This is a genomic window from Cupriavidus sp. 291-E7 (assembly GCF_057798835.1).
Genome location: NZ_JBYOJV010000026.1, coordinates 57,187 through 71,228, shown reverse-complemented (window position 1 = coordinate 71,228; position 14,042 = coordinate 57,187). Strand labels below are relative to the sequence as shown.

Sequence of the window (14,042 nt, the reverse complement as noted above, 5' to 3'; positions counted from 1 at the left end):
TGAACTGCACCCCAGAAGTTGGACATCCATCCAACCTTTGGGGTGTTTTTCATGGCGAAGTACGATGAGCAATTCAAGCTCAGAGTGGTAAGGCAGTACCTGGCCGGTCGAGCCGGCTTCAACGCAATCGCAGCCGAGCATGGTATTGGCCATAGTCTGGTGGAGCGTTGGGTGGCCAGCTACCGACAGCATGGCCGAGACGGGCTGCGCAAAAAATTCAGCCACTACAGCGCCGAATTCAGATTGGCGGTGCTGCGGCGCATGTGGCGAGATGGTTTGTCGATCGGACAGACGGCCGCTTTGTTCGACATTCGCAGCCCTGGCTGCATTGGGGTCTGGGAGCGCCGCTATCATAGTGGCGGTATGGATGCCCTGTCGCCCCGACCTCGCGGGCGCCCCAAGACGATGCCACAAGCCACGCCTCGCAAGCCTGCAACCGACACCCCAGTCCCCGACGACGAGCGCTCCCGCAAGGACTTGCTCAAGGAGATCGAGAACCTGCGCGCGGAGGTGGCGTATCTAAAAAAGCTCGACGCCTTGGTTCAAGCGAACAAGACATCTGCGCAACCCAAAAAGCGCAAATAGTGCTTGAGCTGAGGCAGCAGTATCCATTGGTCGGCTTACTGAAGGCGGCGGGGCTGGCGCGCAGCACGTTTTACTACCAGCAGGCGGTGCTCCAGGCCCAAGACAAGTATGCGGGCCTGAAAGCGCGCATTCGCGACCTCTTCGACCGACACATGGGCCGTTATGGCTACCGCCGCATCACAGCAGCAATCCGGCAAAGCGGCATGATCGTCAACCACAAGACGGTCCAGCGCCTCATGAGCGAGATGGGACTGAAGTCGTTGGTACGGCCAAAGAAATACCGATCCTACAAGGGCACGGTAGGCCGTGTCGCGCCCAACGTTCTGCAACGGCAGTTCCGGGCCAGGCGTCCGAATCAGAAGTGGGTAACCGACGTGACCGAATTCAACGTGGCTGGCGAGAAACTGTACCTCTCCCCGGTGCTGGACCTGTATAACGGCGAAATCATCGCCTACGAGACCGCCCACAGGCCGGCCTTCGAGATGGTGAGCAGCATGCTGAAGAAAGCGTTCCGGCGCCTATGTCCGCAGGACCGGCCGGTCCTGCATTCCGACCAAGGCTGGCAGTACCAGATGCCGGCCTACCAGCGGATGCTCAAGCAGCGCAATATCCGTCCCAGCATGTCACGCAAGGGCAATTGCCTTGACAACGCCGTTATGGAAAGCTTCTTCGGGACCCTGAAGTCCGAGTTCTTCTACCTGAACAAGTTCGCCAGCGTCGAGGAGCTACAGCAAGGCCTGCGCCAATACATTCACTACTACAATCACGACCGCATCAAGCTCAAACTAAAAGGGCTGAGTCCCGTGAAGTACAGAACTCAGCCCTTGGCGGCCTAAGTTACCCGTCCAACTTTACGGGGTCCGTTCATAAAGGCGCCCGTTTTTTTTTGGCTCGCTGGCGCCCATTCCAAGGAACGCGCGCTTTTATCGCTATTCGCCCCCGGTGGTCAAGACAGCAACAATAGGGACAATCCTGAGCGTTGTTTGAAATCAAGCGAGTGCGACTCGCACACCACGCAGACATAGTCGTTTTACGATTTTCGCTCTTGCTGCCGTATGATCTGACCTATGCGGATTGATTGCTAAGTAGTACTACGCAGCCGCACCAGAACGATAGATAAGACGAATCGTGCCAACAGAGCACGCCGTATAAAGCATGAACGGGAATGCAGTCCGGGTATCGCGGGCGGCCAATGCACACATGAACTCGCTGCCAGCACGGGTAATCAATGGATCCTGACACCAAAGACACGCCACCAACGGGCGTCGGTGGCAACGGGTCCCCTGCCGACGCGCCATCCACGGCCATCCAGCCAGTGGCCTTTCTGGCCGCCCTGGAGGAGCATCGCGCGCACTTCAGCCCAGCGCATCTGCTGGCCGTCCTGGTCATCCGGCTCGATCGGTTTTCGCACGCCTGCGACGGCATCGGGCCGCAACGCGCGCACGCGCTGCGTGCCGAGGTCAAATCCCGCGTCATGGCGCTGGCATCGATGCCAGTCGCCATGCAGTGGCTGAGCCCAGCCGATCTTGGTGTGGCCTGCGTGCTGCCTGAGGACGCCGAAGACGCGCATGCGCTGAGCGAAGCAATTGCCGCCGATCTCAACCGACCGTTTCGGATTGGCGGATTCGAGTTGTTTCTGTCATGCAGCATCGGCAGCGCGGTGGATCAACCCGACACAGGGGCCGAACGCCTGCTGCAACAGGCGTTCGACGCGATGTTGCAGGTGAACCGGCGCGGGGGCGCGGGAATCGGCTCCGCCACTCGCCCGGCCACGCCCCGCATCGCGACTTTGCTGGCGGCATTACCGAGTGCCATCGATCGTGGCGAGTTGAGCCTTCAACTGCAGCCGCGTGCATCGGTAGCGACGGCACAAATCACCGCGTACACGGTGCGGCTGCGGTGGCAGCATCCGGTGCTGGGCCGCGTTGCACCGCAAGACTTCCTGCCTGTCGCGGAATCCCTGGGCCTGATGAACGCCATCGGTAGCTGGACGCTGCAACAGCTACTGCAACTGCACCGGGACACCGCCCCACTCGGCCCGGTGCAGTTCACGCTGCTGGCCACGAGTTCGCAAATGCAGGCCGATGACACGATCTGCATGTTGCGCCGCGCCATCGATGCCCATCACATTGCCCCAGGCCAGATCTGCGTGGAGGTACCGGTGGAAATCGTGCCAAACGGCGCAGAATCCACGGACAAGGCCAGGCGCCTGCGTGAAGGCGGCGTGGGCATCGCGCTGGCGGACTTCACCGATTCGGAACACAGCCGGCAAACGCTGTCGCTGGTGCAGCCCGACATGGTCACACTCGATGCCCGCCACCTTGGTCATGCCAGCCAGCAACCGGGCATGGCGGCCAATCTGCAACGGGCCTGCGAATGGGCCAAGGCACGCGGTGTGGCCGTATGCGCCAAGGGTGTGGAAACAACGGCGCAGCTCGACGTAGTGCGCAGCTGGGGTTGCGACAGCGTTCAGGGCTTCCTGCTGGCCCAGCCATTCCCCGCGGCGTGGCTGATGCAAACACACGGCGCGATCGCCGCACGCGCACGCATGTTGCTCGGTTCGTAGTCGTGAGAAATATCTGACACCATCCGGCCAGCGCGTCTGTCAGACACTTTCCTAATTACCAATAGGCACACATCCTGCATCGAGGATGAATGGGGCGACGTTAAAATGTGCCCACTTCTTACTATCCCTGAAAGGAGCCTCTGATGAAAAAAGGATGGATCTGGTGTGTACTGGTTGCGTCGCTGCTGGCCGGCTGCAACACGATGTCCGGTCTGGGTCAGGACGTGCAGAAGGGTGGGCAGAAACTTGAGAATTCGGCTGAGAAATCGAAGTAACGCGCAGCCGATGTGAGACGAAAAAAGGGCGCCAAGAGCGCCCTTTTTCTTTCCATCCGGCATGTCATTCAGACTGCCGTTGTAACTCTTACCGAACCACTCACTTGCGGAGCTGAGCGGCCTCTTCGGCAAGTTTGCGAATACGCGTCCAATCTTTGGCCGCCACCGCATCCTTGGGCACAACCCACGAGCCGCCCACGCACACCACGTTAGGCAGTGCCAGATAGTTGGCGGCCTTGGCCAGGTCGATACCACCGGTCGGGCAGAACTTCAGCTGCGACAGCGGGCCGTGCAGCGATTTCAGCATCGGCACGCCCCCGGCCGCTTCAGCGGGGAAGAACTTCAGAAACGAGAAACCGCATTCCAGCGCGAACATTGCTTCGCTGGCCGTGGCCACGCCAGGCAACAGCGAGACGCCCGCGCTCTGCGCCCCATCGGCCAGCTTCTGGGTCAGCCCCGGCGACACCGCAAACTGCGCACCGACGTCGCGTACCGCACGCAGCTGCTCGACGTTCAGCACCGTGCCCGCGCCGACCACGGCCTGCGGCAGCGCCTTGGCCACCGCTTCCATCGCCTGCAGCGCCACCGGCGTGCGCAACGTGATTTCCAGCATCGGCAGGCCGCCTTCGACCAATGCCTCGCTAATATGCAGCGCGTCGTCCACCGAGTGATATTCGAGCACCGGAATCACCGGCACGTTGGTCAGGCGTTCGATCAGCGGAGAAGGTTGGATTTGCATGGCAGTATTCAGAAGGTTCATTGTCCCGAGCCGGTGGGACATTCAATGGTCCGTCGCGGCTCAGCACGTCAATGGTTCGGCGGTTCAGGCAATCACCGAAACGCCGCGCTCCAGTCGGGCCAGCACGGTTTCGGCGGTGGGAATGGGCGCCACGGCGCCATAGCCGGTGGTCGACAAGGCTGCCGCCACATTGGCATAGCGCGCCGCCTCGAACGGATCGGCGCCCGCCGCCAGCCGCGCGATAAAGCTGCCCCCGAAACAGTCGCCAGCGCCTGTGGCATCGATGGGACGCACCGGATACGGCGCCACCAGCGTGCGCGATTCCGGCGTCGCCACGTAACTGCCCTCTTCGCCCAGCTTCAGCGCGACGATCTTCACGCCGCATTCGAGCAAGTGGTCGACGATGGCATCGCGGTCATCGAGGCCGGTCAGCACGGTGATGTCGTCCCAGCTCGGCAGGCAGATATCGGTCAGCGAGAACGCTTCGCGCATGATGCCGCGCGCGCGTGCCAGCGACCACAGCCGCAGGCGCAGATTGGTATCGAGCGAGACCTGCACGCCGGCCTTGCGCGCATGCTCCATTGCGGCCAGCCCCGCATCGCACGCCGACGTGCTGATGGCCAGGCTGATGCCCGACAGATGCAGATAACTCGCCTGCGCAATGGCGGCCAGCGGAAGTTGCTCGTGGTGATAGCGGCTGGCCGCCGAGCCTTCGCGCAGGTAATCGAAGCGGTGGCCGTGATTGTCGTGCGAAACGAAGTAGACGCCGGTTGGCGCCGCGGCGTTGACGCTGACGTGGCGCGTATCCACGCGCTCCCGCGTCCATAGCGCAAGCAGCCGTTCGCCAAAACTGTCGGCACCCACCGCGCTGATGTAGCCGGTGCTCGCACCCTGGCGTGCCGCGGCAATCGCAAAGTTGGACGTGTCGCCGCCAAAACCCTGCAGGTAACGGGTCGGATCGTCGGGCTGCTGGTTGAATTCCACCAGCGGTTCGCCGTAAGCAAGAATGTCGATACTCATGAACGCGTGCCTCTCTGTGTGTCTCAGAAGAAGGTCTGCACGATGTCGATGACGCGCAACTGGCCATCCAGCACGGGGATGTGGCGCCACTTGTCGAACGTCAGGCATGGATGCGAGATATCGAAAGCAATCATATCGCCGACACGAATATCATCGCCAGCTTCGATTTCCAGATACGCATGCTGGTCCATCATGCCGGTCACCTTCCAGTTGGCCGGCACCGCCATCGGGGCATCGGCTCCGGGGCGGTAGATCTGCGCCGGAATCGGCATCCCGGCATCGAACGCGGCATCGCGCTTGCCCATGCCGATGATGGCGCGCCGGTCTTCCGGGATTGACTGCACATAGGCCCATAGCTGCAGCGCGGGCAACAGCCCTTCACGCATCTTTTGCGCCACCGGGTTGTTGGCCAGGATACGCTGCTGCGCCGCGCGATAGACGCCGACGTCGTGGGTCAGGTAACAGCCCGGACGCAGCACGATGTCGATCGGGGCGCCGATATCGGTGCGCGAAAACTCCTCGGCCACCACGTCGTACCAGGCCGAGCCGGCCCCCGACATCACGACGGGACTACGCCCGAAGCGGCCGGCCGCCGCCAGCTCTCGCGTAACGGCCACCGTGCGCTGCAGGAACCTGCGGATATCGGCCTCCTCCTGCAGCACACCCTCGTAGATTTCCACCCCCGCCAGTGTCAGGGCATCGGGCCAGCGCGACAGGGCTTCCAGCACGGCGGCCTGCTGCGCGGCATCGCGTACGCCAGTGCGGCCGCCCTCCACGCCCAGTTCCAGCAATACCTGCAGCTTCTGCCCACGCGCCTGAAAGAACGCGCCCAACTGGTCGACCAGCGCTGCCGAATCCACCAGCGTGAAGAATTCGAAGCCGGGGTCGCGCAGCAGATCCGCGACGATCTCCATGTTGCGACGTCCCACCAGCTGGTTGGCCATCAGCACGCGCTTGACCCCGTGAGCGGCGGCGGCGGCGGTCTGCTGCGCCGTGGCAAGCGTGATACCCCACGCGCCTTCCGCCAGTTGCCGCGCAAACAGCTTGGGCGCCATCGTCGTCTTGCCGTGCGGCGCAAGCTGCACGCCATATTCACCCATGAACTTGCGCATCCACTGGAGGTTGTGAACGAGCTTGTCCTCGTAGAGCACGGCAGCCGGCAGGCTCAGTTCTTCGCGCAACAGATGCCAGCCCGTCTGGCCGGCCTCCGCGGGGGTCAGCGGTGCGTCCAGACGGCCCAGCGCCTTGTTCAGCGGATCGATCATTCCGGTCTGGTACTTTGTTTCACGCATGGCTGACATCACCCTGTAAAAATTCAATTGACGTAATCATAGCCTTGAAACTACGATATTTCATCCTTGTTAGAAAGTAACATGCTGTGCAGAGCCAAGACTCGCCAGCCCGCCGCCACCTGCCATGACCGCGCCCTTCGACATCCTGACCCGCATCGCCGAACGCGGCCCGTCGCTGCGCCTGGCCGAGCAGAAGGTGGCCCAAGTGATCCTGGAGGATCTTGCGGGCGCAGCGGCTGCCAGCATCAACGAGCTGGCACGCAAGGCGGCGGTCAGCGAGGCCAGCGTCACCCGATTCGCCAAGGCCATCGGCTGCCGTGATGTGCGGGACCTGAAGCTGCGGCTGGCGCAGGCCACGGCGGTCGGCACGCGATTCCTGCAGCCCGCGCCGGCCGTCACAGATTCGGACTCGCCAGCAACGCTGACCGAACGTATCCATACCGACGTGCTTACCACGCTCGAGGTCAACCGCAAGTTGATCGATCCAGAGCGCATTGCCCAGGCTGCGCGCCTATTGCTCGGTGCGCGCATGGTCTACGCTTTCGGCATGGGCGGCGGCTCCACGTTCATGGCCGATGAAGCCCGCTACCGGCTGGCGCGGCTCGGCGCACCTGTGGCGACGTACCACGACGCAGTGCTGCAGAAGATGGTGGCGGCCACGTTATCGCGCGATGACGTGGTGCTGGCGTTTTCCGCCAGCGGCAACGTGCCGGAGATGCTGGCCAGTTGCGACATCGCGCGCGAGTACGGCGCAAAGCTGATCGCCGTGACCGCGTTGGGGTCGCCGCTGGCCGCGCGCGCCGATGTGCTGCTGCCCGTGCGGACGCTGGAGACCGATTTCATTTTCAAACCGTCGGCCTCGCGCTACGCGATGCTGCTCGTGGTCGACGTGCTGGCCACCCAGTGCGCGATGCTGCAGCAGGAACAGAGCAAGGAAAAGCTGCGCCGGCTGAAATACGTGCTCGACGCCCATCGCGGCGTCAGCCATGACAGCGACGGGCCGGACAGCCGCCAGCCGCTGGGAGACTGACCATGCCACACCTGTTCGATACCCTGATTCGCTGTGTAATGTTGCTGGATGGCTCCGGTGCCTCTGCCCGTATGGTGGACGTTGGCATTCGGGACGGACGCATCGCGCGCATCGACGAAGCCGCCACGATCGACCCCGACACCGCCTCCCATGTAGTGGAAGGCCACGGCCTGGTGCTGTCGCCGGGCTTTATCGACGTGCATACGCACGACGACACAAACGTGGTGCGCGACCCGTCCATGACGCCGAAGATTTCGCAGGGCGTCACGACCGTCATCGTCGGAAACTGCGGCATCAGCGCCGCGCCGGTGACGCTGTCTGGCGATCCGCCCGATCCGATGAACCTGCTTGGCAAAGCCGACGCGTTCCGCTATCCGGACTTCAAGACGTACGCCGAAGCCGTCAACGCGGCGCAGCCGTCGGTCAACGTGGCCGCACTGGTCGGACACACCGCGTTGCGCAGCAACCAGATGGACCGCTTCGACCGCGCCGCCACGGCTGACGAGATCGCGGCCATGCGCGCCCAACTGGAAGAAGCGCTCGCGCACGGCGCGCTGGGCCTGTCGACCGGACTGGCCTACGCCAACGCATTCAGCGCGCCCACCGAGGAAGTCCTGGCTCTGGCCGAACCGCTGGCCAATGCGGGCGCGCTCTATGCCACGCACCTGCGCAGCGAGTTTGCCGAAATTCTCGACGCGATGGACGAGGCCTACCGCATCGGCCGCCATGCGCGCGTACCGGTGGTGATCTCGCACCTGAAATGCGCCGGCGTGCCCAACTGGGGCCGCAGCGGCGAAGTGCTGCAGTCGCTCGAAGCGGCGCAGCGCTGGCAGCCCGTGGGCTGCGACTGCTATCCGTACACGGCCAGTTCGTCGACGCTCGACCTGAAGCAGGTCACGAACGATTTCGATATCCAGGTGACGTGGTCGGAGTCGCACCCGGAGATGGGTGGCCGTCTGCTGGCCGACATCGCCGCCGACTGGCAAGTGGATCTGATGGAGGCAGCGCGCCGCCTGCAGCCGGCCGGCGCGGTCTACCACTGCATGGAAGACGCCGACGTGGACCGCATCCTGAGCCATCCGGCCACTGTGGTCGGTTCGGACGGCCTGCCCAACGATCCCCTGCCGCATCCGCGCCTGTGGGGCGCGTTTCCGCGAGTGCTTGGCCATTACGCGCGCGACCGCGAGCTGTTTCCGCTGGCCGTGGCCGTCAACAAGATGACGGGCCTGTCGGCGGAACGCTTCGGACTGCAGGAGCGCGGCTTCGTGCGCGAAGGCTACTGGGCCGATCTGGTCCTGTTCGATCCGGCCACGATCCGCGACGCCGCCAGTTTCACCGATCCGATGCAGCCCGCCGAGGGCATCGCCGCGGTCTGGGTCAATGGCGAACTCACATGGCAGCACCGCGCGGCCACCGGCGTGCGCGCCGGGCGCTTTCTGCCGCGCGGCACCGGCCCATCCGCGCAGCACCACTGAATACCCAAGAAGCTAAAAACAGGAGTTCCTATGACTATCAAACGATTCGGCGTCGAAGGCGGCACCGGCCAGGGCGGCTCGCACATGCCCTTCGCACGTGCCGTGCAGGCCGACGGCTGGCTCTATGTATCGGGCCAGGTCCCGATGGTCAACGGCGAAGTCGTCGAAGGCAATATCGTCACGCAGACCCACCAGGCCATCAAGAACGTGCTGGCCATCCTGGCCGAAGCGGGCTACGGCCCCGAGCACGTGGTGCGCTGCGGCGTCTGGCTGGACGATGCCCGCGACTTCCCTTCGTTCAACAAGATCTTCAAGGAGTACTTCGGCGCCAACCCGCCGGCGCGCGCCTGCGTGCAGTCGAGCATGGTTGTCGACTGCAAGGTCGAAGTGGACTGCATCGCCTACAAGAAGCCGACGGCCTGAAGTTGCGGCCGTCCGGCGGATCGGTGAGCCAGCCGATCCCTGTCCGGTTTTATCAACCTGCCGCTACGCACCGGGCATAGCGGCTTTTTCATAGCGGAAGCGGACCATCCCTCAGGGCTGGCAACCGCAACAAGGAGACGAGACATGGGTGCCGTTACCGGAACCACGCTCTTGATTTATGCGCTGATCGCCGTGATCGCGCTGGTGATTCTGATCGCCAAGTTCAAACTGAACCCGTTCATCACGCTGGTGGTGGTATCGGTGGCCCTCGGCTTTGCCGTGGGTATGCCGATGGGTGACATCGTCAAGTCGTTCGAAGCCGGCGTCGGTGGCACGCTCGGCCACATCGCGCTAGTGATCGGGCTGGGCACCATGCTCGGCAAGATGATGGCCGAATCGGGCGGCGCCGAGCGTATTGCGCTCACGCTGATCAACTTCTTCGGCGAGAAGAACGTGCACTGGGCGATGGTCGTCATCGCGTTCATCGTCGGCTTGCCGGTGTTCTTCGAAGTCGGCTTCGTGCTGCTGATTCCGATCGCGTTCAACGTCGCCAAGCGTACGAATACGTCGATGATCCTGGTGGGTATCCCGATGGTGTGCGGCCTGTCCGTGGTGCACGGCCTGATCCCGCCGCACCCGGCCGCGCTGCTGGCCGTGCAGGCCTATGGCGCCGACATGGGCCGGACCATCATGTACGCGCTGATCGTCGGCATTCCCACCGCGATCATCGCCGGCCCGCTGTTTGCCAAGCTGATCGACAAGCATGTGAAGCTGCCGGCCGTGAACCCGCTTGCCGAGCAACTGACCGAGGAAGCGGATTCGGCAAAATCAGGCGACCTGCCGAGCTTCGGCATCACGGTGCTGACCATCCTGCTGCCGGTGTTCCTGATGCTGATCGGTAGCTGGGCCGACCTGATCGCGACGCCGAAGACGTTTGCCAACGACGTCCTGAAACTGATCGGCAACTCGGTGATGGCGCTGCTGATCGCCACGCTGTTCAGCTTCTACACGTTCGGCAAGGCACGCGGCTTCAACCGTGAAATGATCCTCAAGTTCACCAACGAGTGCGTGGCGCCGACCGCCATCATCACGCTCGTGGTGGGTGCCGGCGGCGGCTTTGGCCGCGTCCTGCGTGACTCCGGCATCTCGACGGCCATCGTCGACGTGGCCACGCATGCCAACGTATCGGTGCTGGTGCTGGGCTGGCTGGTTGCCGTGATGATCCGTATCGCCACGGGGTCCGCCACGGTGGCCATGACCACGGCGGCGGGCATCGTCGCCCCGATCGCGGCCAGCGTGCCGGGCACGCGCCCCGAACTGCTGGTGCTGACCACCGGCGCCGGTTCGCTGATCCTTTCGCACGTCAACGACGGCGGCTTCTGGCTGGTCAAGGAGTACTTCAACATGACCGTGGCCCAGACGTTCAAGACCTGGTCGGTGGCGGAAACCATCATCTCGGTCGTGGCGCTGCTGTTCACGCTGGCGCTGGCAACGGTGATTTAAGTCCCTTCTCTCCCCCCTCCCGCCACGCGGGAGAGGGGAGAAAACCGAGGGCAAACCCGATTGTCCGGCGGCCCTCGCCCCTCCTACACTCCCACATCGATGCAGCCGTCCGATGCTGCACTTCCGGGAGACCTCCATGACGTTCAGTCCGCTGCGGCGCGCCATGATGGCGTGCGGCGCCCTTGCCGTCCTCACGCATGCCCCGCTGTCCAGCGCCGCCGATCCGGTGAAAATCGGTCTGATCGCGCCGTTCTCGGGCAGCTTTGCCGATTACGGCAAGCAGATGGAAGGCGGCATCAAGGCATGGCAGAAACTGCACGGCGACACCGTGGCGGGCCGCAAGATCCAGATCATCGTCAAGGACACTACCGGACCGGTGCCGGAGGTGGCCAAGCGGCTGGCCCAGGAACTGGTGGTGCGCGACAAGGTGGATGTCCTGGCGGGCTTCGGCCTGACTCCCGAGGCGCTGGCCGTGGCGCCGGTTGCCGAGCAGGCCAAGAAGCCGATGGTGATCTTCAACGCGGCCTCGTCGGTGATCACGACCAAATCGAACTACATTGCGCGCGTGTCGATGACGCTGCCGCAGATCTCGGCCCCGATGGCCACGTGGGCCGTGCGCAACAACGTGAAAAAGGTCGTGACGCTGGTGGCCGACTACGCGCCGGGCATCGACGCCGAAACCGCGTTCAAGACCAATTTCCTGGGTGGCGGCGGCCAGATCGTCGAATCGATCCGCGTACCGCTGCGCAATCCGGAGTTCGCGCCATTCATCCAGCGCATCAAAGACGCCCGGCCAGAAGCGGTGTTTCTGTTTCTTCCCGCCGGCGAACAAGGCGTGGCGTTCATGAAGGGCTTTCGTGAGCGCGGGCTGGCCGATGCCGGCATTCGCGTCATTGCCACCGGCGACCTGACCGACGACCATGTGCTACCGGCAATGGGCGACGCCACGCTCGGCGTGATTACATCGTTCCACTATTCCGCAGCGCACGATTCGAAGGAAAACAAGGCTTTCCTGAAGGCATTTGCCGATGCCAACCCCGGCGCGGGCCGCCCCAACTTCATGGCGGTGGCCGCCTACGACGGCATGGCCGCCATCTACGAGGCGCTGAAGAAGACCGGCGGCACAACCGACGGCGACAAGTTCCTGGCCGCGCTCAAGGGCATGAAGCTGCAAAGCCCGCGTGGCGCCATCACGATCGACCCCGCCACGCGCGACGTGGTCCAGACCGTCTATATCCGCAAGGTGGAAAAGGTCAACGGCGAGCTCTACAACGTCGAGTTCGACAAATTCGAAGGCGTGAAGGACTCGGGCAAGTAGTCCGGAGTATCCGTCCGACGGTCCGGCGGCCTGACAGTCCGACAGTCCGAAGTATTGCGGCGGGCACGGCGGGGATCTGGCAAGGCACCGCCGGTCCCTCGCCAATACAAAATCTTTCATCGGGATCTCAGGAATATGCAATTCCCTTGCGGGAATGGCTGACCTACCCTTGTTCGGCGGCGCCTGTGCACCCGCCGCATAACAAGAACTCCGGAGACATCCCGATGAAGAGCTCAGCCATCGCCCTGGCCGCGTCGTTGGTCGTGGCCGCTTCCCCCCTGCTCGCAGCCCCCACCGACAACCTGCAGAAGCTCCAGAACTTCAAGCAGACCGGCGCGGCGCCAGCCGAAAAGATCGCGCAGGATGGACGGCAAGCTGACGCACTGCGAGAAAACCTGAAGGCCATCAAGCTGCCGCCAGGGTTCAAGATCGAGCTGTATGCCGTGGTGCCAGAGGCCCGCCATATGGCGATCGAGCCATCCACTGGCGTCGTGTTTGTCGGTACGCGCAAGAACCGCGTCTGGCAGGTCACCGATCGCACCAAGCGACGGGTGGCCGATGACGTGATCCAGTTTGCCAGCGCCATCAGCTTCAAGGTGCCGAACGGCGTCTGTTTCTCGCCCGACGGCATTCTTTACGTGGCTGAGCAGAATCGTGTGCTGGCCTTCCCGGCGGCACAGTTCTTTGGTGAAGGTGGCCCCGATGTGGCCGCCGCCGTGGTGGTGCCCCAGGGCAAGCTGATCCCGATCGAATTCGAGAGTTTCAATCACGGCGCCCGCGCATGCCGCATCGGCCCGGACGGCAAGCTCTATATCGCACTGGGTCAGCCCTGGAACGTGCCGCCCAAGGACAAGCTGGCCGCGCTGGACAAGAACGGCCTGGCCGGCATTATCCGCATCGGCCAGGATGGCAAGAACCGTGAGGTCTATGCCCACAGCGTGCGTAATTCGGTCGGACTGGACTTCAATCCAGCCGACAAGACGCTATGGTTCACCGACAACCAGGTGGACGGCATGGGCGATGACCAGCCGCCTGGCGAACTGAACCACGCCACCAAGGCGGGCCAGAACTTCGGCTTCCCCTGGTATGGCGGTGGCAAGGTACGCACCGTCGAATACAAGGATCAGTCGCCGCCGAAAGACGTGGTCTTCCCGGTGGTGGAATACGCAGCCCATGCGGCTGACCTGGGCATGTCGTTCTACACGGGCAAGATGTTCCCCGCCAAATACCAGGGCGGCGTCTTCGCGGCCGAGCACGGTTCCTGGAACCGCACCAAGCCGATCGGTGCGCGCATCATGTACACCGCCGTCAAGCCGGACGGTTCGGTTGGCGAGACCGAAGTCTTTGCGGAAGGCTGGCTGACGCCGAATGGCGAGTACATGGGGCGGCCCGTAGACGTCCAGCAGTTGCAGGATGGGTCGTTGCTGGTGTCGGACGACTACGCCGGCGCGATCTACCGCATCTCCTACTCAGGCGCCAAGTGACCGGGATGCGCGGTTGCCTCCATGTCACCGCCCTCGTCTTGCTGGTGACCTGCGCCAGCGCTCCGGCGCTGGCGGGCGACGCCAAGGCAGGCCGCGCCAAGGCAATACAGTGCCAGACCTGCCACGGCCTCGACGGCAAGTCGAAGCTGCCAGAAGCGCCCAATCTGGCGGGCCAGGTCGAGCAATATCTTGCCAAGGCCCTCAAGGACTACAAGACCGGCGCGCGCAAGGACGAGATGATGACGATGATGGCCAAGCCCCTGAGCGACGCCGACATCGCCAATCTCGCCGCTTTCTACAGCAGCCTTCCGCCTTAGACATGTCTACGTCTA

At 63.5% G+C, this 14,042-nt stretch carries 13 protein-coding genes; 10 read left to right on the top strand and 3 right to left on the bottom strand.

Going from position 1 to position 14,042, the window contains the following annotated elements; all coding sequences use genetic code 11:
• Positions 1-51: 51 nt before the first annotated feature.
• The 3 genes from AC3FLX_RS29945 (at position 52) to AC3FLX_RS29935 (ending at position 3,426) form a co-directional block, all read left to right on the top strand.
• Positions 52-1,421, top strand: a protein-coding gene (locus AC3FLX_RS29945; RefSeq protein WP_488693732.1) for an IS3 family transposase whose coding sequence is annotated in 2 segments (ribosomal slippage) — positions 52-520 and positions 520-1,421 — 1,371 coding nt in all. Because the reading frame shifts where the segments join, the coding sequence is not laid out codon by codon here.
• 392 nt (positions 1,422-1,813) lie between these two features.
• Positions 1,814-3,151, top strand: coding sequence for an EAL domain-containing protein (locus tag AC3FLX_RS29940; protein ID WP_488700964.1), 1,338 nt, complete (start codon positions 1,814-1,816; stop codon positions 3,149-3,151).
• A 143-nt stretch (positions 3,152-3,294) separates the two neighbouring features.
• Positions 3,295-3,426 carry an entericidin A/B family lipoprotein gene (locus AC3FLX_RS29935; RefSeq protein WP_215531086.1) on the top strand — a complete coding sequence of 44 codons (132 nt, stop codon included), beginning with the start codon at positions 3,295-3,297 and terminating at the stop codon, positions 3,424-3,426.
• Between the two features lie 100 nt (positions 3,427-3,526).
• Here AC3FLX_RS29935 and AC3FLX_RS29930 read toward each other — a convergent pair whose 3' ends face one another.
• The 3 genes from AC3FLX_RS29930 to AC3FLX_RS29920 all read right to left on the bottom strand — a co-directional run bounded on the left by AC3FLX_RS29930 (position 3,527) and on the right by AC3FLX_RS29920 (position 6,477).
• The gene (locus AC3FLX_RS29930) at positions 3,527-4,165 is read right to left on the bottom strand and encodes a bifunctional 4-hydroxy-2-oxoglutarate aldolase/2-dehydro-3-deoxy-phosphogluconate aldolase (protein WP_488700963.1); all 639 of its coding nucleotides are present in this window, start codon (positions 4,163-4,165) and stop codon (positions 3,527-3,529) included.
• Positions 4,166-4,249: 84 nt separating this feature from the next.
• A complete protein-coding gene (locus tag AC3FLX_RS29925) occupies positions 4,250-5,185 on the bottom strand; it encodes a sugar kinase (protein ID WP_488700962.1) in 936 nt (311 codons plus the stop codon).
• 23 nt (positions 5,186-5,208) lie between these two features.
• A complete protein-coding gene (locus AC3FLX_RS29920) occupies positions 5,209-6,477 on the bottom strand; it encodes an amino acid deaminase (RefSeq protein WP_488700961.1) in 1,269 nt (422 codons plus the stop codon).
• Positions 6,478-6,601: 124 nt separating this feature from the next.
• Between AC3FLX_RS29920 and AC3FLX_RS29915 the strand changes: the two genes are divergently transcribed.
• The 7 genes from AC3FLX_RS29915 to AC3FLX_RS29885 all read left to right on the top strand — a co-directional run bounded on the left by AC3FLX_RS29915 (position 6,602) and on the right by AC3FLX_RS29885 (position 14,027).
• On the top strand, positions 6,602-7,507 hold the full coding sequence (locus AC3FLX_RS29915; protein WP_488700960.1) for a MurR/RpiR family transcriptional regulator: 906 nt from the start codon (positions 6,602-6,604) through the stop codon (positions 7,505-7,507).
• Positions 7,508-7,509: 2 nt separating this feature from the next.
• The gene (locus AC3FLX_RS29910) at positions 7,510-8,982 is read left to right on the top strand and encodes an N-acyl-D-amino-acid deacylase family protein (protein WP_488700959.1); all 1,473 of its coding nucleotides are present in this window, start codon (positions 7,510-7,512) and stop codon (positions 8,980-8,982) included.
• Between the two features lie 30 nt (positions 8,983-9,012).
• Entirely contained in the window at positions 9,013-9,405 is a 393-nt protein-coding gene (locus tag AC3FLX_RS29905; protein ID WP_488700958.1) for a RidA family protein, read from the top strand.
• A 144-nt stretch (positions 9,406-9,549) separates the two neighbouring features.
• Positions 9,550-10,908 (top strand): GntP family permease, encoded by a 1,359-nt coding sequence (locus tag AC3FLX_RS29900; protein WP_488700957.1) that lies wholly within the window; start codon positions 9,550-9,552, stop codon positions 10,906-10,908.
• A 136-nt stretch (positions 10,909-11,044) separates the two neighbouring features.
• Positions 11,045-12,226 (top strand): ABC transporter substrate-binding protein, encoded by a 1,182-nt coding sequence (locus AC3FLX_RS29895; protein WP_488700956.1) that lies wholly within the window; start codon positions 11,045-11,047, stop codon positions 12,224-12,226.
• A gap of 224 nt (positions 12,227-12,450) precedes the next feature.
• Entirely contained in the window at positions 12,451-13,710 is a 1,260-nt protein-coding gene (locus AC3FLX_RS29890) for a PQQ-dependent sugar dehydrogenase (RefSeq protein ID WP_488700955.1), read from the top strand.
• Positions 13,711-13,715: 5 nt separating this feature from the next.
• The gene (locus AC3FLX_RS29885) at positions 13,716-14,027 is read left to right on the top strand and encodes a c-type cytochrome (RefSeq protein ID WP_488700969.1); all 312 of its coding nucleotides are present in this window, start codon (positions 13,716-13,718) and stop codon (positions 14,025-14,027) included.
• Positions 14,028-14,042 lie beyond the last annotated feature (15 nt).